The 23,341-nt window shown below is 68.4% G+C and carries 26 protein-coding genes; 17 read left to right on the top strand and 9 right to left on the bottom strand.

Translation table 11 applies throughout. The features are described from left to right. The 4 genes from hisA to hisB are packed head-to-tail and all read right to left on the bottom strand — an operon-like array spanning position 1 to position 2,220. Positions 1 to 735, bottom strand: coding sequence for a 1-(5-phosphoribosyl)-5-[(5-phosphoribosylamino)methylideneamino]imidazole-4-carboxamide isomerase (gene hisA / locus FHS97_RS07370; protein WP_184035253.1), 735 nt, complete (start codon positions 733 to 735; stop codon positions 1 to 3). Beyond that, positions 723 to 1,328, bottom strand: coding sequence for an imidazole glycerol phosphate synthase subunit HisH (gene hisH / locus FHS97_RS07375; protein ID WP_184035255.1), 606 nt, complete (start codon positions 1,326 to 1,328; stop codon positions 723 to 725). The genes hisA and hisH overlap by 13 nt, the downstream gene beginning before the upstream one ends. Next, positions 1,325 to 1,636, bottom strand: a complete 312-nt coding sequence (locus tag FHS97_RS07380) for a YciI family protein (protein WP_343053393.1) — start codon at positions 1,634 to 1,636, stop codon at positions 1,325 to 1,327. Before FHS97_RS07380 ends, hisH begins: the two co-directional genes overlap by 4 nt. Continuing rightward, positions 1,633 to 2,220, bottom strand: coding sequence for an imidazoleglycerol-phosphate dehydratase HisB (gene hisB / locus FHS97_RS07385; protein ID WP_184035257.1), 588 nt, complete (start codon positions 2,218 to 2,220; stop codon positions 1,633 to 1,635). The genes FHS97_RS07380 and hisB overlap by 4 nt, the downstream gene beginning before the upstream one ends. A 101-nt stretch (positions 2,221 to 2,321) precedes the next feature. On the opposite strand from hisB, the gene FHS97_RS07390 reads away from it, so the two are divergent. The 8 genes from FHS97_RS07390 (at position 2,322) to FHS97_RS07425 (ending at position 8,077) form a co-directional block, all read left to right on the top strand. Further along, the gene (locus FHS97_RS07390; RefSeq protein ID WP_028966722.1) at positions 2,322 to 2,807 is read left to right on the top strand and encodes an SspB family protein; all 486 of its coding nucleotides are present in this window, start codon (positions 2,322 to 2,324) and stop codon (positions 2,805 to 2,807) included. Between the two features lie 215 nt (positions 2,808 to 3,022). Next, positions 3,023 to 3,436: a GNAT family N-acetyltransferase gene (locus FHS97_RS07395; protein WP_184035259.1), complete on the top strand. Its 414-nt coding sequence runs from the start codon at positions 3,023 to 3,025 to the stop codon at positions 3,434 to 3,436. A gap of 172 nt (positions 3,437 to 3,608) precedes the next feature. Then, positions 3,609 to 5,006, top strand: coding sequence for a class II fumarate hydratase (gene fumC / locus FHS97_RS07400; protein ID WP_184035261.1), 1,398 nt, complete (start codon positions 3,609 to 3,611; stop codon positions 5,004 to 5,006). Between the two features lie 188 nt (positions 5,007 to 5,194). After that, positions 5,195 to 5,407 carry a hypothetical protein gene (locus FHS97_RS07405; protein ID WP_184035263.1) on the top strand — a complete coding sequence of 71 codons (213 nt, stop codon included), beginning with the start codon at positions 5,195 to 5,197 and terminating at the stop codon, positions 5,405 to 5,407. Further along, positions 5,404 to 5,637, top strand: coding sequence for a hypothetical protein (locus FHS97_RS07410; RefSeq protein ID WP_184035265.1), 234 nt, complete (start codon positions 5,404 to 5,406; stop codon positions 5,635 to 5,637). The genes FHS97_RS07405 and FHS97_RS07410 overlap by 4 nt, the downstream gene beginning before the upstream one ends. A gap of 65 nt (positions 5,638 to 5,702) precedes the next feature. Next, positions 5,703 to 6,050 carry a phosphoribosyl-ATP diphosphatase gene (locus tag FHS97_RS07415; RefSeq protein ID WP_184035267.1) on the top strand — a complete coding sequence of 116 codons (348 nt, stop codon included), beginning with the start codon at positions 5,703 to 5,705 and terminating at the stop codon, positions 6,048 to 6,050. A 10-nt stretch (positions 6,051 to 6,060) separates the two neighbouring features. After that, positions 6,061 to 6,453: an HIT domain-containing protein gene (locus tag FHS97_RS07420; protein WP_184035270.1), complete on the top strand. Its 393-nt coding sequence runs from the start codon at positions 6,061 to 6,063 to the stop codon at positions 6,451 to 6,453. An 88-nt stretch (positions 6,454 to 6,541) separates the two neighbouring features. Continuing rightward, entirely contained in the window at positions 6,542 to 8,077 is a 1,536-nt protein-coding gene (locus tag FHS97_RS07425) for an amino acid permease (protein ID WP_184035273.1), read from the top strand. A 195-nt stretch (positions 8,078 to 8,272) separates the two neighbouring features. Here the strand turns inward: FHS97_RS07425 and mscL are convergent, their stop codons facing one another. Further along, positions 8,273 to 8,740, bottom strand: coding sequence for a large conductance mechanosensitive channel protein MscL (gene mscL, locus FHS97_RS07430; protein ID WP_184035277.1), 468 nt, complete (start codon positions 8,738 to 8,740; stop codon positions 8,273 to 8,275). Positions 8,741 to 8,830: 90 nt separating this feature from the next. Between mscL and FHS97_RS07435 the strand changes: the two genes are divergently transcribed. Continuing rightward, complete coding sequence (locus tag FHS97_RS07435) at positions 8,831 to 9,370, top strand: NUDIX hydrolase (protein ID WP_184035280.1); 540 nt, start codon at positions 8,831 to 8,833, stop codon at positions 9,368 to 9,370. Positions 9,371 to 9,582: 212 nt separating this feature from the next. On the opposite strand, the gene FHS97_RS07440 is transcribed toward FHS97_RS07435, so the two are convergent. Continuing rightward, positions 9,583 to 9,864 (bottom strand): ETC complex I subunit, encoded by a 282-nt coding sequence (locus FHS97_RS07440; protein ID WP_028966732.1) that lies wholly within the window; start codon positions 9,862 to 9,864, stop codon positions 9,583 to 9,585. A gap of 178 nt (positions 9,865 to 10,042) precedes the next feature. Between FHS97_RS07440 and dnaK the strand changes: the two genes are divergently transcribed. The 6 genes from dnaK (at position 10,043) to FHS97_RS07470 (ending at position 18,571) form a co-directional block, all read left to right on the top strand. Further along, the gene (dnaK, locus tag FHS97_RS07445; RefSeq protein WP_184035283.1) at positions 10,043 to 11,947 is read left to right on the top strand and encodes a molecular chaperone DnaK; all 1,905 of its coding nucleotides are present in this window, start codon (positions 10,043 to 10,045) and stop codon (positions 11,945 to 11,947) included. 142 nt (positions 11,948 to 12,089) lie between these two features. Continuing rightward, entirely contained in the window at positions 12,090 to 13,214 is a 1,125-nt protein-coding gene (dnaJ, locus tag FHS97_RS07450; protein ID WP_184035287.1) for a molecular chaperone DnaJ, read from the top strand. A gap of 77 nt (positions 13,215 to 13,291) precedes the next feature. Next, positions 13,292 to 14,185, top strand: a complete 894-nt coding sequence (era, locus tag FHS97_RS07455) for a GTPase Era (protein WP_425506297.1) — start codon at positions 13,292 to 13,294, stop codon at positions 14,183 to 14,185. Positions 14,186 to 14,376: 191 nt separating this feature from the next. Continuing rightward, the gene (locus FHS97_RS07460; RefSeq protein ID WP_343053395.1) at positions 14,377 to 16,029 is read left to right on the top strand and encodes an MFS transporter; all 1,653 of its coding nucleotides are present in this window, start codon (positions 14,377 to 14,379) and stop codon (positions 16,027 to 16,029) included. After that, positions 16,026 to 17,183, top strand: coding sequence for an HlyD family secretion protein (locus FHS97_RS07465; protein WP_184035293.1), 1,158 nt, complete (start codon positions 16,026 to 16,028; stop codon positions 17,181 to 17,183). The genes FHS97_RS07460 and FHS97_RS07465 overlap by 4 nt, the downstream gene beginning before the upstream one ends. After that, on the top strand, positions 17,180 to 18,571 hold the full coding sequence (locus tag FHS97_RS07470) for an efflux transporter outer membrane subunit (RefSeq protein WP_184035296.1): 1,392 nt from the start codon (positions 17,180 to 17,182) through the stop codon (positions 18,569 to 18,571). Before FHS97_RS07465 ends, FHS97_RS07470 begins: the two co-directional genes overlap by 4 nt. Positions 18,572 to 18,586: 15 nt before the next feature. On the opposite strand, the gene FHS97_RS07475 is transcribed toward FHS97_RS07470, so the two are convergent. Together FHS97_RS07475 and FHS97_RS07480 are read right to left on the bottom strand one after the other, a co-directional pair. Next, positions 18,587 to 19,573, bottom strand: a complete 987-nt coding sequence (locus tag FHS97_RS07475; protein ID WP_184035299.1) for a hypothetical protein — start codon at positions 19,571 to 19,573, stop codon at positions 18,587 to 18,589. Between the two features lie 12 nt (positions 19,574 to 19,585). Beyond that, entirely contained in the window at positions 19,586 to 20,365 is a 780-nt protein-coding gene (locus FHS97_RS07480; protein WP_184035302.1) for a glycosyltransferase family A protein, read from the bottom strand. Between the two features lie 57 nt (positions 20,366 to 20,422). Here FHS97_RS07480 and FHS97_RS07485 point away from each other — a divergent pair, with 57 nt between their 5' ends. Continuing rightward, complete coding sequence (locus FHS97_RS07485) at positions 20,423 to 21,478, top strand: glycosyltransferase (RefSeq protein WP_184035305.1); 1,056 nt, start codon at positions 20,423 to 20,425, stop codon at positions 21,476 to 21,478. Then, positions 21,475 to 22,242 (top strand): glycosyltransferase family 2 protein, encoded by a 768-nt coding sequence (locus FHS97_RS07490; RefSeq protein WP_343053396.1) that lies wholly within the window; start codon positions 21,475 to 21,477, stop codon positions 22,240 to 22,242. Before FHS97_RS07485 ends, FHS97_RS07490 begins: the two co-directional genes overlap by 4 nt. Positions 22,243 to 22,246: 4 nt before the next feature. On the opposite strand, the gene FHS97_RS07495 is transcribed toward FHS97_RS07490, so the two are convergent. Beyond that, positions 22,247 to 23,320 carry an NAD-dependent epimerase/dehydratase family protein gene (locus FHS97_RS07495; protein ID WP_221233189.1) on the bottom strand — a complete coding sequence of 358 codons (1,074 nt, stop codon included), beginning with the start codon at positions 23,318 to 23,320 and terminating at the stop codon, positions 22,247 to 22,249. Positions 23,321 to 23,341: the final 21 nt, after the last annotated feature.

Consider the following 23,341-nt stretch of genomic DNA (forward strand, 5'->3'; position numbering starts at 1 on the left):
TCAGCGTCCCGCCACCCGCAGCGCGTCGCCGAGGTCGAGCCGCCCGTCGTACAAGGCGCGCCCGGTGATGACGCCCTCGACGCCGTCATCGGCATGCGCGGCGAGTTGGTGAATGTCGTCGATGTCCGCGACCCCGCCGCTGGCGATCACGGGAATGCGAACGTCACGCGCCAGCGCGACGGTCGCGGCGACGTTGCAGCCCTTGAGCAACCCGTCGCGCCCGACGTCGGTAAACAATACTGCCGCGACGCCCGCATCCTCGAACTGCCGTGCGAGATCGGCGACGCTGGTGGTCGAGACCTCCGCCCAGCCCTTGGTCGCGACCATCCCGTCGCGCGCGTCGACCGCGACGACGATATGGCCGGGATAGCGCGCCGCCATGTCGCGCACGAACTCCGGTTGCTCCAGCGCGGCGGTGCCGATCACCACCCGCGCGACGCCGAGATCGAGCCATGCCTCGACCGCCTCGGGCGTGCGGATGCCGCCGCCGAGCTGCACCTTGCCGGGGAAGGCCGCGACGATCCCGCGCACCGCCTCGCCGTTGACGCTCTCGCCCGCGAACGCGCCGTCGAGATCGACGACGTGCAGGTGCGTCGCACCCGCCGCCGCGAAGGCGCGCGCCTGCGCGGCGGGATCGTCGCCATAGACGGTCGCGCGCGCCATATCGCCCTCGGCGAGCCGGACGACCTGTCCGCCTTTGAGGTCGATCGCGGGGAAGACGATCAGGGACGCCATGCCAGAAACCTTTCGAGCAGCGCCAGGCCGTAGCGCTGGCTCTTTTCGGGGTGGAATTGCACGCCGAGCACCGTGTCGCGCGCGACCGCGGCGGTCACCGGGCCGGCATGGTCGGTGGTCGCGACCACGCCGGCGCCGGTGAAGGCGTAGCTGTGAAGGAAATAGGCCTCGCCGGGGACGATCAGCGGATGGCCGGCGGTCGGCACCACGTCGTTCCAGCCCATGTGCGGGACCTTGGCGTCGCTGCCCGCCGGGTCGATCCGGCGCACGCTGCCCGCGATCCAGCCAAGCCCCGTATGGACGCCAAGCTCCTCGCCGGTCTCGGCAAGCAATTGCATCCCGACGCAGATGCCGAGAAACGGCGCGCCTTGCCCGAGCGCGCGCTCCTCCAGCGCCGCGACCATCCCCGGCACCGCGCGCAAATTCGCCGCGCACGCGCCGAACGCGCCGACACCGGGCAGCACGATGCGATCGGCGCGCCGCACCACCTCGGGGTCGGCGGTGACGGTCAGATCGGTGCAGCCCGCCGCGCGCAGCGCGTTCTCGACCGAGTGCAGGTTGCCGGCCTGATAGTCGATCAGCGCGAGCGTCATGCCAGCCACCCGTGCAGCTCGGTCGCGGCGAAGCTGGCGTTGAACGGCACGACCTCGGCGGTCGCGACCCCGCTGGCCACGAACGGATCGGTCGCGACCACCTGTTCCACCGCCGCGCGCGCGCCGCGCATCACGATCACCCCGCCGGTGCGCGGTGTCCGCCGCCCCACGACGAGAAACACACCCTGTCCGAACCCTTGCTCCAGCCACGCGACATGCGCCGCCATCTGCGCATCCACCTCGTCGAGCGGGCGCACATAGCTGAGCAGCACCACGCACAGCTCGCCGCCGGCGCGGAACCCGGTCACAGCGTCCCCTTGGTCGAGGGGATCGCATCGGCCTTGCGCGGATCGATCTCGACCGCGGCGCGCAGCGCGCGTGCCAGCCCCTTGAACATGCTTTCGGCGATGTGATGGTTGTTGTCGCCGTACAATGTCTCGATGTGCAGCGTGATCCCGGCGTTCTGCGCGAAGCTGTGGAAGAAATGCTGGAACATCTCGGTATCCATGCCGCCCAGCCGCGCCTGCGAGAACCGCGAACGCCACACCAGCCACGGCCGTCCCGAAATATCGAGCGCGACGCGGGTCAGCGTTTCGTCCATCGGGCTCAGCGCATCCCCGTAACGGCGGATGCCGCGCTTGTCGCCGAGCGCCTGCGCCACCGCGCTGCCGATCGCCAGCGCGGTATCCTCGACGGTGTGGTGCTCGTCGATGTGCAGGTCACCGTCGCAGCGGACGTGCAGGTCGATCAGCCCGTGGCGCGAGAGCTGTTCGAGCATATGGTCGAAGAAGCCGACGCCGGTCTTCACGTCGTAGACGCCCGTCCCGTCGAGGTTGACGGTGACGGCGACCTTCGTCTCCGAAGTGTCGCGGCGGATCGTGGCGGTGCGCATATCGCGTCGTCCATAACGCGCCGCGCTGCACAGGCAACCTTGCCGCGTAACCTTACCAAGCATGCTTGACCGGGGCGCGCACCGCGCTACCCATGGCGGCCATGAGCGATATGCTGCCCGACAGCCTGATCCCCTATGACGAAATCGTGCAGGAAGCCCTGCGCGCGGTCGTGGGGCGTGTGCTGGGAACCGTGGCCGAGTCGGGCGGCCTGCCGGGCGAGCACCACTTCTACATCACCTTCAAGACGCAGGCGCCGGGGGTCGACATCCCGCAGCGGTTGATCGAGCGCTTCCCGGACGAGATGACGATCGTCCTCCAGAACCGCTTCTGGGACCTGACCGTCGATCAGGAGCGCTTCTCGGTCGGCCTCAGCTTCAACCAGGTGCCGTCGAAGCTGGTCATCCCCTATTCGGCGATCACCGGCTTCCACGACCCGACGGTCAATTTCGAGCTGCGCTTCCAGGCGCAGGAAGGCCCCGGCGACGGCCCCGGCCCGCACGATCCGGCCGAGAACGACGGCCCGAGCGTGACCCCGGTCGAGGATGGCTCGAACGTCGTGGCGGTGGACTTTAAAAGGAAGAAGTGACGATGCGAGCGGCGCACCAGTGCGCCGCGGTCGCATCGCGACGCATCGGCACGGCCGGCGCGGCAACGCCCGCGTCCGACGTCGTGGGATTTACTCCCATGACGTGCCCTTTGCCGTTGGCGTCACCCCGGGCTTGATCCGGGGTCCCGCTTCTGCCGCGATCAGAAGAAGCGGGGTCCCGGATCAAGTCCGGGACGACGAAGTAAGGCTGACACATGATCGACTTCATCCCTAACCCCGGCGACGCCGAACTCGACGCGATCCTAGCCCCGCTCGCCGCGCACAACGACGCCGCCGCCGGCCCGACCGAGCGCCACAAGGTCGCGTTGGTCCTGCGCGACGACGCCGGCGCCGCGATCGGCGGCCTGTGGGCGGAAGCGAGCTATCGCTGGCTGTTCGTCAAATATCTCGCGCTTCCGCCGGAAGCGCGTGGCAAGGGACAGGGGCGCGCGCTGATGCTCGCCGTCGAGGACGAAGCGCGGCGGCTGGGCTGCGTCGGCATCTGGCTCGACACGTTCAGCTTTCAGGCGCGCGGCTTCTACGAGAAGCTGGGTTACGGCGTGTTCGGGCAGATCGACGACTATCCGCCCGGCGAGGCACGCTTCTTCCTGTCGAAGCGGATCGGCTGAGCCACACCCCCGTTATCCCCGCCCCCTCCGTCATCCCCGCGAAGGCGGGGATCCAGAACCCCTGACGTAGCGGCCCTTGCGAGAACCTGCGCGTCTGGATTCCCGCCTTCGCGGGAATGACGAGAGGGGAGCGGGTTGCGCAACAACCGCCCGCCCGGCCAGTTATCCCCGCATGACCCACGCCACCCGCACCGAAACCGACTCGATCGGCCCCATCGACGTCCCCGCCGACGCCTATTGGGGGGCGCAGACCGAGCGCAGCCTCGAAAACTTCCCGTTCGGCGCGCGCGAGCGGATGCCGATCGAGATCGTCCACGCGCTGGCGCTCGTCAAACAGGCCGCCGCGCGCGTCAACCGCCGCCACGGGCTCGCCGCCGACAAGGCCGAGGCGATCGAACAGGCCGCGCAGGAAGTCGCGTCGGGCGAACTCGACGATCACTTCCCGCTCGTCATCTGGCAGACCGGCAGCGGCACGCAGAGCAACATGAACGTCAACGAGGTGATCGCCGGCCGCGCCAACGAGATCCTGACCGGCACGCGCGGCGGCAAGTCGCCCGTCCACCCCAATGACGACGTCAACCGCGGCCAGTCCTCGAACGACAGCTTCCCAACCGCGCTCCACATCGCCTGTTCGATCGCGGTGCGGCAGCGGCTGTTGCCTGCGGTCGAGCGGCTCCACGCCGCGCTCGATGCCAAGGCGCAGCAATGGCGCGACCTCGTCAAGATCGGCCGCACCCATTTGCAGGACGCGACCCCGCTGACGCTCGGCGACGAATTCTCCGGCTATGCGCACCAGCTCGAGCGTTGCCTCGCCCGCATCGGGCCGGCGGTCGAGCAAGGCACCGACCGGCTCGCGCAGGGTGGCACCGCGGTCGGCACCGGGCTCAATGCTCCCGCCGGCTTCGCGCGCGACATCTGCGCCGAACTCGGCGCGATCACCGGCATCGCGTTCAGCCCGGCGGAGAACTTCTTCGAGGCGCTGGCGAGCAACGATCCGCTCGTCCATCTGTCGGGCACGCTCAATACACTGGCGGTGGCGTGCACCAAGATCGCCAACGACATCCGGCTGCTCGGCTCCGGCCCGCGCTGCGGGCTCGGCGAACTCGATTTGCCCGCCAACGAGCCGGGCAGCTCGATCATGCCCGGCAAGGTCAACCCGACGCAATGCGAGATGCTGACGATGGTCGCGGCGCAGGTGATCGGCAACCATGTCGCGGTGACGTTCGGCGGCGCGCAGGGGCATCTCGAACTCAACGTCTTCAAGCCGGTGATCGGCGCGGGAGTGCTGCGCTCGATCGACCTGCTCGCGACCGGCTGCAACAGTTTCGCCGAACGCTGCGTCGAGGGGCTGACCGCCAACGAGGCGCGGATCGGCGACCTGCTCGACCGCTCGCTGATGCTCGTCACCGCGCTCGCGCCCGAGATCGGTTACGACAATGCCGCAAAGATCGCCAAGCACGCGCACGAGGAAGGGCTGACGCTCAAGGAGGCAGGGCTGGCGCTGGGGCTGGTCGATGCGGAGACGTTCGACCGGGTGGTGCGGCCCGAGGCAATGCTGGGGCGTTCCTGATCCTGAACCAATCTTCGTCATTGCGAGCGTAGCGAAGCAATCCAGGGCGTCCTGGTCCGGCCCTGGATTGCTTCGCTACGCTCGCAATGACAACTGGTCATTTCATCATGATCTGACGTCTGCTCAGCTTCCCGGAACCCCACCGCTCCCCCGGCATTGTTGATGCGAAACGAACAGGGGTCATCACCATGGGTGCAACCACGATCGGCGCGCTGATTGGCGGCGCGATCGACTCGATGTCGGGCGACGACAGCGCCGCGGACGGCGCATTGTATGGCGCGATCACCGCCAACGTCCTGAAGGTCGTGCTGCCGGTGGTGGCGACCTGGGCGATCGGCTGGGGCGTGCTGAAGGGAATCGAAATCCTCGGTGACAGCGTATCGGAAAGGATCAAGGCATGATTCGCAGCATTTTGGGTGGACTGATCGGGCGTGAACTCGATCGGCGCGGGCGCGACGGCGGGGCCGGCGGCGCGATCCTCGGCGCGGTCGCCGCGCGCGCGGTGACGCGGATGGGCCCGCTCGGCTGGGCGCTCGGCGGCGCCTATGTCGCGAAAAAAGCCTATGACCGGCACAAGGCGAGCAAGGTCGCGACGGCCGGCCGGCCGTCGCGCTACCCGCCGGGCGCCTGACCCGTCATCGCGTGCGCGGGCGGGGAAGCATTGACCCCGCCCGCGCGACGCGGCACCCCGTCGCCATGACCGCACCCGACACGTTCGACCGGCTGTTCGCGACGATCGCCGCGCGCAAGGGCGCCGATACCGATGGCTCGTACACCGCCTCGCTGTTCGCGCGCGGCCGCGCCCGCATCGCGCAGAAGATCGGCGAGGAAGCCACCGAGATCGTCATCGCCGCGATGGGGCCGAACCCGCGCGCGATCGTCCCCGAGGCCGCCGACCTCCTCTATCACCTGTTCGTGCTGCTCGCCGATGCCGGGCTGACCCCCGACGACGTCCGCGCCGAGCTGGCGCAGCGCGAAGGAACGAGCGGGCACGAGGAAAAGGCCGCGCGCGGCCCGCTTCCCCTCTCCTTCCGCGCCGAATAAGGAGCCGCGCATGAGCGTCGACGCCACTTTGCCCTATGACGACGGCAACATCTTCGCGCGGCTGCTGCGCGGCGAGATCCCGTCGAAGCGCGTCTACGAGGACGAGCACACGATCGTCTTCCACGACATTGCGCCCTGGGCGCCGACGCACCTGCTGGCGGTGCCGCGCGGCAGCTACGTCAGCTGGGACGATTTCTCGGCCAATGCGAGCGAGGCGGAGATCGTCAGCTTCACCCGCGCGATCGGGCAGGCGGCGCGCGACGCCGGGCTGGTCGCGGGCGGCTATCGGCTGATCGCCAACACCGGGCGCGACGCGCATCAGGAGGTGCCGCATCTCCACGTCCACATTCTTGCCGGACGCGCGCTCGGTCCCATGCTGGTGCAGAACGACGGACGCGATTGAAACCGTCATCGTAACGCAACACTATTGCGCAGCCGCGATCCGCCGCTAGGCTCCCGTCAAATCTGATATTCCGGGGGCTTCGACCTACATGATATTCGGGCGCGTCAAACCTCTCGACGCCATCATCGCCACCGCCGAGAAAAAGTCGCTGCATCGCACGCTCGGCTGGTTCCAGCTCACGCTGTTCGGCATCGGCTGCGTGATCGGCACCGGCATCTTCGTGCTGACGGCCGCGGGCGCGCAAAAAGCCGGCCCCGGCCTGATGCTCGCCTTCGCGATCGCCGGCGCGATCTGCATCGTCGCCGCGCTCTGCTATGCCGAGATCGCGGCGATGATCCCGGTGGCGGGATCGGCCTATACCTACACCTATTCGACGATGGGCGAGCTGCTCGCCTGGACGGTCGGCTGGGCGCTGATCCTCGAATATGCGGTGGCCGCCAGCGCAGTCGCGGTCGGCTGGTCGGGCTATTTTACCGGCACGATCCTCAACCAGTTCCTCGGCGTGCATCTGCCATCGTGGCTGTCGGCGGCGCCGCTGGCGCTGGGCGGCGCGCCGGGCGGGTTCATCAACCTGCCGGCGATCGTCATCGCGCTACTCATCACCTGGCTGCTGATGATCGGCACCACCGAGAGCGCGCGCGTCAACGCGGTGCTGGTCGCGATCAAGGTGACGGCGCTGACCGCGTTCGTCGCGCTGACGCTGCCAAGCGATTATTTCAGCACCGATCGCTTCAACCCGTTCCTGCCCGCGGGCGTCTTCGGCGGCTTCGGGACCGGGGTCGGCGCGGTCGGTGCGGCGGCGACGATCTTCTTCGCCTATGTCGGGTTCGACGCGGTCTCGACCGCCGCCGAGGAAACCAAGGACCCGCAACGCAACGTGCCGATCGGGCTGATCGGGTCGCTGCTGTTCTGCACCGTCTTCTACATCCTCGTCGCGGCCGGCGCGATCGGCACGATTGGCGGGCAGCCGATCATGGGGCCGAACGGCATCCCGTTCCCGGCCGGCTCCGAGGAATTGGCCCGCGAATGCGCGCTGCCGCAATATAAGGACGCGTTGGTCTGCTCGGGCGAGGCGCTGGCGCACGTCCTGCGCACGATCGGCTGGTCGGGTGTGGGCAACCTGCTCGGCATCGCCGCGTTCGTCGCGCTGCCGTCGGTGATCCTGATTCTGATGTTCGGCCAGACGCGCATCTTCTTCGTGATGAGCCGCGACGGCCTGCTCCCCGAGCGACTGTCGACCGTCCACCCGAAGTGGAAGACGCCGCATATCGTCACCGCGATGACCGGCGTCGGCGTGGCGTTCGCCGCGGCGTTCCTGCCGGTCGGGCAACTCGCCGACATCGCCAACGCCGGCACGCTCTACGCCTTCGCGATGGTCGCAGTGGCGGTGATGATCCTGCGTCGCACCGCGCCGAACCAGCCGCGCAGCTTCCGCACCCCGGCGCTGTGGCTGGTCGGGCCGCTGACGATCGTCGGCTGCGTGTTCCTGTTCTTCAACCTGCCCTCGGCGGCGATGCTGGTGCTGCCGGTATGGGGCGCGGTCGGGCTGGTGATCTACTTCGGCTACAGCCGCGGCCACAGCCATCTCGGGCGCGGCATCGTCGAGGTGCACGAGACGCACTGATCGCTGACGCCGGGCAAGAAAAAGGGCCGGGAGGAGCGATCCTCTCCGGCCCTTTTTCTTTCGTCGCCCCTGCGCAGGCAGGGGCCCATGTCTGTCTCGTCTCACGATAGATCTGACACATGCAGCGAATCCGCTGTGTCAGCCGCCCGCATCACGAGACAGCCATAGGCCCCTGCCTTCGCAGGGCGACGGCAGTTACACCTGCGGCGGCACCGGCCCGCGCGCCTTCAGCTCGTCGCGGATCTCGCGCAGCAGCACCACCTCGGCGGGATCGGCGGCCGGCTCGGCATCGCCTGCGGCCTTCTCGCGCTCGACGGTCGCGATCAGCCTGTTGACGCTGCGCATCAGCAGGAAGACGATGAACGCGAGGATCACGAAATTGATGACGACCGTGATGAACTCGCCATAGCCGAGCAACGGCACGCCCGCTGCCTTGAGCTGCGCGTAGCTGGCGAGCGAGCCCTTATAGTCGGCGGGCACCGGTCCGAGCCGGATGAAATAGCTGGAGAAGTCGAAGCCGCCGAACAGCGCGCCGACGATCGGCATGATGACGTCGTCGGTCAGCGATTTGGTGATGGTCGCGAACGCGCCGCCGATGATGACGCCGACCGCCAGGTCCAGCACGTTGCCGCGCGCGATGAACGCCCGGAAATCCTTGAGCATGTTCGGCTTCCTTCCCTGTTGCACGATATGACCGAGGTTAGGCGCGGTTTTTCGCTTCGCCAAGCGCCGCCGCGCCGATAAACGGGCGGCATGACCCATCCGCACCGCGACGCCGCCTTCCCGCCCGAAACCGCCTGGGAAGGCCGCTACATCAAGGTCGTCAAGCAGGGCGGCTGGGAGTTCGTCGCCCGCCAGCGCGGCATACAGGCGGCGGTGATCGTCGCGATCGACGACGCCGACCGCGTGGTGCTGGTCGAGCAATATCGCGTGCCGCTGGGCTGCCGCTGCCTCGAACTCCCCGCCGGGCTGATCGGCGACGAGACCGAAGGCGAGGCGGTCGCGGTCGGAGCAGCGCGCGAGCTGGAGGAGGAAACCGGCTATCGCGCCGGGCGGATCGAGGAACTCGGATTCTTCCATTCCTCGCCTGGGATGAACAGCGAGGGCTTCACGTTGGTGCGTGCGCACGATCTGGTCAGGGTTGGCGAGGGCGGCGGCGAGGCCGACGAGGATATCGAGGTGCATCTGGTGCCGCGCACTGAAATCGCCGCCTTCGTCGCGCAGAAGCGCGCAACGGGCGTGGCGATGGACGTCAAGATGCTGGTGCTGCTCGCGGATGCGCTGATCGGGTAACCGTCGCCGGTTAGGCGCGCGCCCTGCCCCCCGAGCGCCGTCGCCCCTGCGCAGGCAGGGGCCTATGGCTGTCGAGTGGATGAGCGCGGGGTGACACAGCGACGTTGGGTACTGTGTCAGGCATCCACCCGGACGACACAGACATGGACCCCTGCCTTCGCAGGGGCGACGGCGCTCGGGGGCAAAGCGCTGGCCCCCATCACATCAAAAAATCAGCGGAAATTATCCGCGTAGCTTTGCAGCTTGAGCTTCTTCTCCGGCGTCGGGATCACCGTATACGCCAGCCCCTGCGCCTCGGCATATGCCACCGCCGCCTCGCAGGTCGGGAAGAACAGCCGGATCTGGTCGCGCGTGTCGCCGCTGCCGGCCCAGCCGGTCAGCGGATCGGGGCGCTTCGCCTCGCCGGGCTCGAACTCGAGCTGCCACGTATCGGTACGGGCCTTGCCGGACTGCATGGCGTTCTTCGGGCGCTGATAGATGCGGGCGGTCTGCATGATGCGCTCCTCCTACGGCGCACGCGGCGAACAGGCAATGGTTCCCGCCGACAGCATGCGGCAATCTTGCGGGCCGGATCACGTCACCTATATCGCCCTTCGTCACACGCGGTTGCGCTGCCGTAACGGGGCGTGGCGGCGATGAAGTCACAATATGCAGGGGCTAGGTAAAGCACTCATGGCAAAAGTTATCGGTATCGACCTCGGCACCACCAATTCGTGCGTGGCCGTGATGGAAGGCGGCAAGGCCAAGGTTATCGAGAATGCGGAAGGCGCGCGCACCACGCCGTCGATCGTCGCCTTCGCCAAGGATGGCGAGCGACTGATCGGGCAGCCCGCCAAGCGTCAGGCCGTCACCAATGGTGACAACACGATCTTCGCGGTGAAGCGCCTGATCGGCCGCCGCTTCGACGATCCGGTCACCAAGAAGGATACCGAGCTGGTCCCCTATCACATCGTGAAGGGTGCCAATGGCGACGCCTGGGTGCAGGCCGGCGGCAAGGATTACAGCCCGTCGCAGATCAGCGCCTTCACGCTCCAGAAGATGAAGGAAACCGCCGAATCGTACCTCGGCGAGACGGTCACGCAGGCGGTCATCACCGTGCCGGCGTACTTCAACGACGCACAGCGTCAGGCGACCAAGGACGCCGGGCAGATCGCCGGCCTCGAAGTCCTGCGCATCATCAACGAGCCGACCGCGGCGGCGCTGGCCTATGGCCTCGACAAGCAGGACGGCAAGACGATCGCGGTCTATGACCTCGGCGGCGGCACGTTCGACGTCTCGATCCTCGAGATCGGCGACGGCGTGTTCGAGGTGAAGGCCACCAACGGCGACACCTTCCTGGGTGGCGAGGACTTCGACAACAAGATCGTCGAATATCTGGCCGAGGGCTTCAAGAAGGACGAGGGCATCGACCTCGCCAAGGACAAGCTCGCACTCCAGCGGCTCAAGGAAGCCGCCGAAAAGGCGAAGATCGAGCTGTCGTCGGCGGCGTCGACCGAGGTCAACCTGCCCTTCATCACCGCGGACCAGAACGGCCCGAAGCATCTGGTGAAGACGATCACCCGCGCCGATCTGGAGCGGCTGGTCGAGGATCTCATCAAGCGCACGCTCGATCCCTGCAAGAAGGCGCTGGCGGATGCCGGCGTGTCGGCCAGCGAGATCAGCGAAGTCGTGCTCGTCGGCGGCATGACCCGCATGCCGCGCGTCCGTGAGGTCGTGAAGCAGTTCTTCGGCAAGGACCCGCACACCGGCGTCAACCCGGACGAGGTCGTCGCGATGGGCGCCGCCATCCAGGCCGGCGTGCTGCAGGGCGACGTCAAGGACGTGCTGCTGCTCGACGTGACCCCGCTGTCGCTGGGCATCGAGACGCTGGGCGGCGTGTTCACGCGCATGATCGACCGCAACACCACGATCCCGACCAAGAAGTCGCAGACCTATTCGACCGCTGACGACAATCAGCAGGCGGTGACGATCCGCGTCTTTCAGGGCGAGCGCGAGATGGCGGCGGACAACAAGCTGCTCGGCCAGTTCGACCTGCTCGGCATCCCCCCCGCCCCGCGCGGCGTGCCGCAGATCGAGGTGACCTTCGACATCGACGCCAACGGCATCGTGAACGTGTCCGCCAAGGACAAGGGCACCGGCAAGGAGCAGCAGATCAAGATCCAGGCGTCGGGCGGTCTGTCGGACGCCGACATCGACAAGATGGTCCGTGACGCCGAATCGTTCGCCGAGGAGGACAAGAAGCGCCGGGCGGCCGCCGAGGCGAAGAACAACGCCGAATCGCTGATCCACACCACCGAGCGTCAGCTCGCCGACAACGGCGACAAGGTCGACGAATCGCTCAAGGGCGAGATCCAGTCGGCGATCGACGCGGCCAAGGCGGCGGTCGAGGGCGGCGACCCGGAGCAGATGAACGAGAAGAGCCAGGCGCTGGCGCAGGTCGCAATGAAGCTCGGTCAGGCGATCTACGAGAAGCAGCAGCAGGCCGATGCCGCGCCGCAGGGCGAGGCGGGTGCCGAAGAGGCCAAGAAGGACGACGTGGTCGACGCCGAATTCTCGGAAGTCGACGAACAGAAGTAATGAAACGCCCTCCCTCTCCCCTGCGGGGAGAGGGTCGGGGTGAGGGGTAGTGAGGTAGGGTGGTCATGCAACAAGCGACAGCGTGCGTGGCCGCCCCTCACCCAACCCTCTCCCCAGTGGGGAGAGGGCTAGAAGTGCCAGCATGACCGAAATCGACTATTACGAGCTGCTCGAATGCGAGCGCACCGCCGATGCGGCGACGATCAAATCGTCGTACCGCAAGCTCGCGATGAAGTACCACCCCGACAAGAACGCCGGGTGCAAGGACTCCGAGGCGAAGTTCAAGGCGGTCAGCGAGGCCTATGACTGCCTCAAGGACCCGCAGAAGCGCGCGGCCTATGATCGCTTCGGCCATGCCGCGTTCCGCAACGGCGGTGGCGGCGGGCAGCAATCGCAGGATTTCGGCGGCTTCTCCGATATTTTCGAGAGCGTGTTCGGCGAGTTCATGGGCGGCCAGCGCGGCGGTGGCGGGCGACAGCAGACGCGTCGCGGCGCCGACCTGCGCTACGACATGGAGATCACGCTCGAGGAAGCGTTCCACGGCAAGGAGACGGAGATCACCGTCGACATCTCCGCGCCGTGCGACACCTGTCACGGCACCGGATCGAAGCCCGGCACGCACGCGCACACCTGCCAGCATTGCCACGGCCACGGCAAGGTGCGCGCGCAGCAGGGCTTTTTCGTCGTCGAGCGCGCCTGTCCGCTCTGCCACGGCTCGGGGCAGGTCATCACCGATCCGTGCGGCGACTGCCGCGGCGAAGGTCGCGTCGAGAAGACCAGGACGCTCGCCGTCTCGGTTCCGCCCGGCGTCGATGAGGGCACGCGCGTCCGGCTGACCGGCGAGGGCGAGGCGGGCGCGCGCGGCGCGCCGGCCGGTGACCTGTACATCTTCCTCCACGTCAAGCGGCACGCATTGTTCGAGCGCGAGGGCACGACGCTGTTCGCGCGCGCGCCGATCAGCTTCACCACCGCTGCGCTGGGCGGGACGATGTCGATCCCCGGGCTCGACGGCAAGCGCCACGAGGTAAAGATCCCGGCCGGCATCCAGTCGGGCAAGCAGCTCCGCCAGCGCGGCGCGGGGATGCCGGTGCTGCAGGGCCGCGGTCACGGCGATCTGGTCATCCAGATCGACGTCGAGACGCCGACCAAGCTCAGCACGCGCCAGCGCGCCTTGCTGGAAGAATTCCGCGAAACCGAGACCGGTGAGGAATGCCCGCAGAGCCAGGGCTTCTTCTCGCGGCTCAAGAATGTCATTGCGGGCGAATGACCGAGTCTGAAGAAAACGCGCTCCCGGAGTCCAACGCGCCAGCGTCTCAACATTCGCAACATTCGCCCGGGGAAACCGTGGCGCAACATTGCGGCCTCGTTGCGGTGGTCGGCGCGCCGAACGCTGGAAAGTCGACGCTGGTCAATGCCTTGGTCGGGCAGAAGGTCGCGATCGTCAGCCCCAAGGCGCAGACGACGCGCACCCGGCTGATGGGCGTGGCGATCGACGGCGACACGCAGCTGCTGCTGGTCGACACCCCCGGCATCTTCGAGCCGAAGCGCCGCTTCGACCGGGCGATGGTGTCGGCGGCGTGGGGCGGCACCGAGGGCGCGGACGTGATCGCGCTGGTCGTCGACGGCAAGGGCGGGCTCGGCCCCAAGGTGACCGAGATCGCCGAGGCGCTGAAGGGTCGGCCCGAGCCGATCTATCTCGTGCTCAACAAGGTCGATCTCGCCGACAAGCCCAAATTGCTGCTTCACGCCGAGAAGCTCAACGCGTTGCTGCCGTTCGCGGAGACGTTCTTCATCTCCGCGCAGACCGGCGACGGCGTCGCGCATTTCAAGCGCGAGCTGGCCAAGGCGCTGCCCGCCGCGCCGTGGCACTATCCGGAGGATCACGTCTCCGACGCGACCGAGCGCGCGATGGCCGCCGAGGTGACGCGCGAGCAATTATACCTGCAACTCCACGCCGAGCTGCCCTATGCCAGCGTCGTCGAGACAGAGAAGTTCACCGACCGTCCGGACGGCTCGACCGAAATCCACCAGCAGATCATGGTCGAACGCACCTCGCAGCGCGCGATCGTGCTCGGCAAGGGCGGCGCGCGGATCAGGGAGATCGGCGCGAAGGCGCGCGCCGAGCTGGCGGTGCTGCTCGACCGCCCGGTGCATCTGTACCTGCACGTCAAGGTCAAGCCCGGCTGGGACGAGGACCGCGGCGTCTACCGCGACCTCGGCCTCGATTGGGTGGAGTGACGCCCGACTACCCACCGTCGCTCCTGCGCAGGCAGGGGCCCATGTCTCTCTCCTGCATCGAAACGCCCGAGAGACACGCGTACGCATACCCCCGCTCCGTCATTGCGAGCGTAGCGAAGCAATCCAGAGCGGGACGCGCGCGGCTCTGGATTGCTTCGCTACGCTCGCAATGACGCGGTAAAAACAGCGCCGTGGCGCTGCTCACCCGCCTCCGCACCGTTCTCGCCGAGGAACGCTGGGACTATGCGCCCCACGAGCGCCCGGTTATGCCCGGCTCGCCGGGCTCGCCCGACCACCCGCGCCGCCGCAAGCTCGCCTATGCTTTGGTCGCGATCCTCGTCGGGCTGACCAGCGGGTTCGGCAATGCTTTGGTCAGCGCGAACACCGCCCCGCTGGCGGGCGCGCTCGGGCTCGATCCGGCCGAGATCGCGTGGCTGCCGACCGTCTATGTGATGACCAACGTCAGCATCAACCTGCTGCTCATCAAGTTCCGTCAGCAATTCGGGCTGCGGCCGTTCGCGATCATCTTCCTGTCGCTCTACCTGCTGCTGACGCTCGGGCATTTGTTCGTGCGCGATTTCTGGTCGGCGGTGCTGGTGCGCGGCGCCAGCGGCATGGCGGGCGCGGCGCTCAACACCTTCGCGCTCTACTATTTAATGCAGGCCTTCCCCGCCAAATGGCGGCTGCGCGCGATCGTGCTGGGGATCGGCATCCCGCAGCTCGCCACACCGCTCGCGCGGCTGTTCTCGCCCGAATTGCTGTCGATGAGCCAGTGGCGGACGCTGTACCTGTTCGAACTGGGACTGTCGGCGCTCAGCCTCGCCGCCGTCCTCGCCTTCCGCCTGCCGCCGACGACGCGGCAGAAGGCGTTCGAGAAGCTCGACTTCGTCACCTTCGCCTTGTTTGCCGGGTCGATGGGGCTGTTCGCGGCGGTGCTCGGGCTCGGGCGCTACGTCTGGTGGACGCAATCGACGTGGATCGGCTGGGCGCTGCTCGGCGCGATCCCGATGCTCGCGGCGGCGCTCATCATCGAGCATCACCGCGCCAATCCGTTGCTCAACACGCGCTGGCTGGGCAGCGCCGACATTATCCGCTTCGCGGTCGTGACGCTGATGGCGCGGATCGTGCTCTCCGAACAGACCTATGGCGCGGTCGGGCTGCTGACCGTGCTCGGGCAAAACAACGATCAGCTGGTGCCGTTCTTCACGATCATCTTCCTCGCCACCGTCGCGGGGTTTGTCATCAGCGCGATCACGCTCGACCCGACCAAGCTCGCGCATCCGGTGATGCTCGCGATCGGGCTGGTCGCGATCGCCGCGTGGGTCGATTCCTATTCCACCAGCCTGACGCGCGCGCCGCAGCTCTATGCGACACAGGCGACGATCGCCTTTGCGGGCGCCTTCTTCCTCGGGCCGTCGTTGCTGTTCGGGATGACGCGCGCGCTGCAACAGGGCGCCGGGCACGTCATCAGCTTCCTCGCGCTGTTCGGCGTGCTCAATTCGATCGGCGGGCTCGCCGGCACCGCGATCCTCGGCACCTATCAGGTGGTCCGCGAGAAGGCGAACAGCGCCGCGCTGGTGCAGGCGATCGACCCGACCGACCCGATCGTGCAGGCGCGCCTCCAGTCCGGGGCGAGCGGCGTCGCGCGCGTCGTCGGCGATCCGACGCTGCGCAGCGCCGAGGGCGGCGCGCTATTGTCGCAAGCCGCGACGCGCGAGGCGAACGTGCTCGCCTATGACGATATGTTCCGCTTGATCGCGGTGCTGGCGGCGCTCACCTTCTTCTACCTTCTGTTCCTCCTGCTGCGCCGTTCGTGGCGCGCGCGCGTTCAGGCCACCGCATGACCGATACCCGTTCCCCCGTTGCCGCCGCGCCCGCCACCGAGGAGAAAGTGGCCGAAGACGCCGCCGCTGCGGCCCCTGCCCCGCCGGCTGGCTCGGGGTGGCGCCCGCCCGCGCTGTCGCGGACCGCGGTCGCGCTGATCCTGCTGCTCGCGGTCACCGGGATCGCCGCGGTGCTGGCGGCATGGCGGGTGTGGCCGTTCACCACCGCTTACGAGTCGACCGACAACGCCTATGTCCGCGGCCGCACGACGGTGATCGCGCCGCAGGTGTCGGGCTATGTCACGCGGGTGCTGGTGCGCGACTTCGAGAACGTGAAAGCCGGCCAACCGCTCGTCGCGATCGACGACCGTATCTACGCGCAGCGCGTCGAACAGGCGCAGGCGCAGGTCGAGAACGCGCAGGCGACGCTCGCCAACGCCACCCAGACCGCGGCCAGCCGGCAGGCGTCGTTCGGCGCGCAGGGCGCGGCGGTAGCCAACGCCCGCGCGCAGCTGATGCGCGCGCAGGCCGACATGAACCGCGTCAACGATCTCGTCACCGACGGCTCGGTCAGCTTGCGCGAGCGCGACCAGACGCTCGCCGCGCTGCGGCAGGCGCAGGCGCAGCTCAATCAGGCCGAGGCCGCGCAGGAAATCGCGCGGCAGGACATCCGCACCGTCGAGGTCGGGCGCGGCGGGCAGCAGGCCGGGGTGTCGGGCGCGCGCGCCGCGCTGCGCCTCGCCAGAATCGACCTCGCCAATACCGTGATCCGCGCGCCGGAAGCGGGGCGGCTGAGCGAGGTCGGAGTGCGCGTCGGGCAATATGTCACTGCGGGCTCGCAGCTGATGTTCCTCGTGCCACCCGAAACATGGGTGATCGCCAACTTCAAGGAAGCGCAGACCGCGCGGATTACGGTCGGGCAGCGCGCCAGCTTCACCGTCGACGCGCTCGCCAATGCGCGGCTCACCGGCCGCGTCGAGCGCATCTCGCCCGCTGCTGGCAGCGAGTTTGCGGTGCTGAAGTCCGACAACGCCACCGGCAATTTCACCAAGGTGCCGCAGCGGATCGCGGTGCGCATCCGCGTCGACCCCGGCCAGCGGCTCGCCGAGCGGCTGCGCCCCGGCATGTCGGTGCAGGCGCGCGTCGACACCGATGGCGTGCCCGCCCCGCAATGAGCAAGAGCCGCGCGCTGCTGCTCCCGCTGTTGCTGGCGGGCTGCGCCCTGCCCGGCCCGCGCCGCGCCGCGCCGGAGAGCGCCGCGGTCGTCCCGCCCCCGGCGTGGCGCAACGCGCTGCCGGTCGGCGGGCCGGTACAGGCCGGCTGGTGGCAGGGGTTCGGCGACCCGGTGCTGACCGCTTTGGTCGAGCGCGCGCTCGCCAACAATCTCGACATCCAGACCGCCGCCGTGCGCGTCGAGGAAGCGCGCGCCGCCGAGGCGCTGGCGCGCGCGCAATTGCTCCCGCAGGTCGGCGGCGCGGTGCCCGAGACGCAGGGACAACAGATCAGCGCGCTCGGCACCACCGCGCGCTCGGCGGCCGTGCAGCCGGGGCTGACGCTCAGCTACGACCTCGACCTGTTCGGGCGCTTGCGGCAGGCGACCCGCGCGGCGCGCGCGCAACTGCTCGCCACCGCGGCGGCGGCGGATACGGTGCGGCTCGCGGTCGCCGCGACCACCGCGCAAAGCTACATCACGTTACGTGCGCTCGACCACCGCCTGGCGGTCGCGCGCGATACGCTCGCCGCGCGTACCGAGGCGCTGCGGATCGCGCAGCGGCGCTTCGAGGCCGGCTATACCTCGCGGCTCGAATACCGGCAGGCGCAGGCCGAATATGCCAGCACCGCGCAACTCGTCCCCGCCGCCGAACTCGCGATCACGCGCGCAGAGAACGCGCTGGCGCTGCTGACCGGCGACGTCCCGCGCGCGATCGAACGCGGCGTGACGCTCGAACGGCTCGCCACCCCGGCGATCCCGGACGGGCTCCCAGCCGATCTGCTCCGCCGCCGCCCCGATCTGTTCCAGGCCGAGCAGACCTTGGTCGCCGCCGACCGCTCGCTCGACAGCCAGCGCGCGGCGATGCTGCCCAATCTGTCGCTGACCGGCGCCGCGAACCTCGTGCTGTCGACCGCGCTCGCGCAGCCGGAGGTGGTGTTCTCGCTCGGCGCCAGCATCCTCGGCCCGATTTTCGACGGCGGGCGGCTGCGCGCGCAGGAACGCGGCGCGACCGCGCGCCGCGATCAGGCCGCCTTCGCCTATCGCCGCACCGCGCTGACCGCGTTCCGCGAGGTCGAGGACGCGTTGGCCGGCGTGCGCCGCACCGGCGAACAGGCGCAGGCATTGTCGGAGCAAGTCGCCGCCTCGCGCGGCGCGCTCCAGAACGCCACCAACCGCTACCGTGCGGGCTATTCCAGCTATATCGAGCAGCTCGACGCGCAGCGGACGTTGCTGACCGCCGAACTGTCGCTCGCGCAGGCGCGCGCCGACCGCCTCAACAGCTATGTCGCTCTGTATCAGGCGATGGGCGGCGGCTGGACGCGCGCGGATGTCGCCGCGGTGGAGCGGTAAGCTCCACTCCGTCATTCACGGCATCCCGGCGATCTTGTCCCCGTCGGGTTCCTCCGCCTCGATGACATCGCCGGCTTCCATCACCGGCGGCTGCTTCGACAATGACGTGAGCAGGTAGAACACCAGATTGCTTCCCTGCGTCAGTGCCCCGCCCGCCAGCAACAGCCCCGCCATCGCCTCACGCGGACCATGAATCGTCCCGCTCATCTCCAGCGCGGCGCTGAGGAACAGCAGGTCGCGGTTCGGGATCACCGGCAGCCGCGAGATCACCATCTGCGCGGTCAGGAACACCAGCCAGACGCTCCACGGCTCCTGCGGCAGCACCACCGCCCATTGCGTGGCCTGCAACAGCACGGAGGCGATGATCCGCGCGCTATGGATCGTCATCACCTGCGCCATCCGGCGTACCGGCATCGCGATCAACTGCTTGCGGAGACGGAACAGCAACGGCGCGACGAAGATCGCCCCCAGCACGCCCGCGATCAGCAGCGCGGGACCGGGGTCGAGCCATGCCGCGATCCGCCGCGCGTCGCCCGCCGCCGCGAACGCGACCAGCAGCAGCAACGTCACTATCCCCGAGGCGAGCGCCGACAGGATCGCATTGTCCTTCAGCCCGATTGCGATCGTCCGGGCGGGCAATCCGATCGTCCGCCGCAGCCACACGAACAGGTACAGCTCACCCGAATAACCGACCAGCGCGCTGTTGAGGATCCGCTTGCGGATGTAGATCGGCAGTCCGCCCGGCAGCGGCCGCGCGAAGATCGTCCGGAACACCGCGATCTCCGACGCCGGGAGGATCAGGAAGCCGGCGACGAACAGGATGTAGAACAATGGGTTGACCGGCAGGCTGGCGACGACGTCGCGCCAGCCGATCGCGCGGACCTTCAACATCATCCACGCGATCATCCCGACGAAGAAGGCGATCCGCGCCACCTTGCCCGCGATCTTGGCCGCCGGCCGCTCCGCCAGCGCGCGCCAGCGGTCGAGACGTTCCTCCAGCATCGCCGTGGCGCGTCAGAAGATGCCGAGCGCGCGCGACTCCGCGTAGAAGGCGTCGAACGACGCCTGCTGCCGCGGCGTCAGCCGGAACTGCGAGTAATTGGCGGTGGTGCCGAACAGCTTGCGGATGTTCCACTCGATGACGTGTTGCGGGCGCAGCGCCACCCGTCGGGTGAAGTGGTTGCGTTCCCACGTATTGCTGCCGTGGAAACAGCGGATCAGCAGTCCGGCCCATTCGGCGTCCATTGTCACGACGCCGCGCTTCACCCATGCATCGCGGAAGGTGCTGTCCTCGCCCTTGCGCTCGGAGGGATAACGGATCCCGTCGTCGCGAACGTGCAGGATCGTGCTCGGTGCGCCCCCCTGGATGTAGCCGACATAGGGCCGCTCCAGCCACGCCGGATCGTCGAGATGGACGAGCGTCGCGGTGGTCCAGCACGCCGCCTTGCCGCCCAATACCTGCTGCTGACGCGACAGACGCGCCGGGTCGAACCAGTCGTCATCGTCCCAATGCGACATCAACGCACCGCGCGCGATATCGAGCGACAGGTTGCGCAGGTCGCCCAGCGTCCGCTTGGGATCCTTGACCAGCCGGTGGTGGATCAGCCGTTCGGGGGGGATCGCGGCAAGGATCGGCGCGTAATCTTCCTCGCCATCGTCGACGATCACCAGCTCGCGGTTGGGGTAATCCTGCGCGAGGAAGCAATTGATCGACCGCTCCGCCAGCTTGCGGCGATTGGCGGTGACCATCAGGCAGGAAATGCGCGGCCCCGCGTCGTCGAAGGGCGCGATCATGCGCGCGTCTCCGCGTGCTGGGCAGGAGCCCGCGAACCGGCTACCAGCGACCACTGCATGACGCGTATCATCTTCATCCTCAGCTATCCCACCTACGTCAGCGTCGCCGACCAGGCCGAATGGCTGGCGTGGAACAATCGCGATCGTCGGATGCCCGCTATATTATCGGCGATGGGGGTGGAAGTCGAGTTGTGGGGGATCGGGCGCACACCGCAGGTGGTCGAAGCAGCGGGCGATGCCGGCACGCGCTACACCGTGCGGCTGTTCGGCGCCGACAATCCGCGCCGTGCACCGCGCGAGCACGTCAGCGCCGCGATGCTGGCAGCGGCGCGCGCGGTCACCAACGCGCTGTTCGTCGTCATCGGCACCAACGGCGGGATCGGCTATCATCTGTACGACCGGCTGCTGAAACCGGACGCGCGGCGCTATGCGGTCATCATCGGCGGCGATTACTGGAGCCGGTTGCTGCCGCACGCCAGGATGGTCTTCCCGGAATCGGCGGTGCAGGAACAGGCGCTCGCCCATCCGCGCTTCTTCTGGCGCACGCCGATCCCGCGCACGCGGATGCTGCGGCTGCCCAAGGCGATCGATACCGACCTGTTCCATCCCGAGGTGCGGCCGATCCGCTGGGACGTGATCGCGGTCAGCCGCCTGTCGCGGTGGAAGAGCTTCGACGAGGTCGGCGCGCTGTCGCAACGCTACCGCGTCGCGGTGGCGGGCGGCGGACCGGATGCGGCGGCGCTGGCGAAACGCTATCCCAAGATCGACTGGCTGGGGCATGTCCCGCATCGCGACGTGCCCGGCCTGCTCCACCAGTCGCACGTCTATTTCCATGCCGGTCGCCGCGACTATTTCCCGCGCGCGATCGTCGAGGCGATGGCGTGCGGCAAGCCGGTGGTCGGCTTCGGCGCGCGGATGGGCGATGATGTCATCCCGCCCGACTGCGGACTGCGCGTCGATCGCGCGACGTTCGCAGCGACCACCGCGGCGCTGCTCGACGATCCGGCGCGGATCGCAACGATGGGCGCAGCCGCGCGGCAACATGCCGTCGCGACACATGGGCTGGATAGCAGCGTCGCGGCCTGTCAGGTGCTCGCGGGAATGCTGCGGTGAACTGGTCGTTCGTCATCCCTTACTACAACGAGGCCGACTATCTGCCCGCGACGCTCGCCAGCCTCGCGGCGCAGACGCTGCGACCCTTCCGGCTGGTGCTGGTCGACAATGGCTCCACCGATGCGTCGGCGGCGCTCGCGCGGCAGATCGGCGCGACGCTGGCCGACATCGACGTGGTGCATGTGCACGAGCATCGTCCCGGCAAGATCCACGCGCTCGAATGCGGTCTTGCGGCGGTGACGACGCCGTTCGTCGCGTTCGGCGATGCCGATACGATCTATCCGCCGCATTATCTCGCCACCGCCGAGGCTGGCTTTGCGACGGGGGTGGTGGCGGTGATGGGCACCGACGTACCCGGCGACGATGCCGCGGCGGCGCTCCGCAAGCGGCGTCACGTCCAGCGCGTCAGCCGGCTGTGGCCGCGGCAGACCCACAGCGGCGGCTACGGCCAGACCTTCCGCACCGAGGCGCTGAAGGCCGCCGGCGGCTATGGCGAGCGTTGGTGGCGCTACGTGCTGGAAGATCACGAGGTCATGCAGCGCGTCGTCAAGCACGGCCGGATCGTCTATCCGTTCGACCTGTGGTGCGTGCCGTCGAACCGCCGTGTGGACCGCAGCGCGGTGAACTGGACCCTCGCCGAGCGCCTGCTCTACCATTTCACGCCCGCGGCCGCGAAGGACTGGTATTTCTACCGCTTTCTCGGCCCGCGGCTCGCGGCGCGACGGATGGACAATTGCAATCTGCGCGACAAGACGTGGCTCTAGCCGGTCACTCCGGCTCCACCCCGCGCGCCAGCCGTCCGCGCGCATAATCCAGCGCGCGGCGGATGCCCTCGTCGAGCGGGATCGTCTGGGTCCATCCCAGCTCGTCCCTGATCCGCGCCGCATCCGAATAGCGTTCCGCCACGCCGACCGGCTTGCCCGCGGTCCCCAGCACCGGCGCGTCATAGCCTTCGATCGCCACCATCCGCGCGGCGAGATCGAGGAAGCTGGTCGCCTTGCCCGACCCGATGTTGAACGCCCGCGCGTCGCTGACGCCGCGGCACACCAGCAGGCACGCCGCGCACGCGTCGTCGATATGCACGAAGTCGCGCGTCTGGTGCCCCGATCCCCACACCCGCACCGGATCGCGCCGCGCCGCGACGCGCAGCGCGATCGCCGGGAACGGATAGACCACGTCCTGATCCTCGCCATAGCCCGAGAACGGCCGCACCACCCCGACGCTCAGCCCGTATTTCTCATGCGCGATCCGGCCGAGATACTCGCCGGTCAGCTTGCTCCAGCCATAGGTGTAATCGGGCAGCCCCAGCCGCTTCTCGAACGAAATGTCATCCTCGCGCAGCGCGCGGCTCTCACCGGCTTCCTGCAGATCGATCGGATAGGCCGCGCTGGAGGAGGCGTAGAGGATGCGCTCCGGCCGGGCGACCTTCGCCGACCACAGGAAGAAGCTGCTGTCGATCGCCAGATCGATCCCGACCGCCAGCGGATCATTGTCGATCACGTTGCGCCCGCCGACCACGCTGGCGAGATGATAGACCTCGTCGAACGCCGGCAGCTTGGCGAGCCCCAGCGACGGCGTCATCCCCAGCTCGGCCTGCGCCACCGCGACGAAGTCGGCGCGGATGAAGCGCACCACCGCGTCATGGCCGACGACCTCGTGGAACGCGACACCGCCATCTTCGCCGACGTGGCGGAGTTGCGGCACCTCCCAGTCGGCCGGCGCCTTGCCGGTCGAAAGGTCGTCGATGATCCAGACCTCGTTGCCCCCCTCAGCGGCCAGCTTGGCGACCAGATGGCGCCCCACGAACCCACAGCCCCCGGTCACCAGAACACGACGCGCCACTTCTGCCTCCATGCTTGCGGG

Source organism: Sphingomonas endophytica (assembly GCF_014199415.1).
In the GTDB taxonomy this organism is placed as follows: Bacteria; Pseudomonadota; Alphaproteobacteria; order Sphingomonadales; family Sphingomonadaceae; genus Sphingomonas; species Sphingomonas endophytica.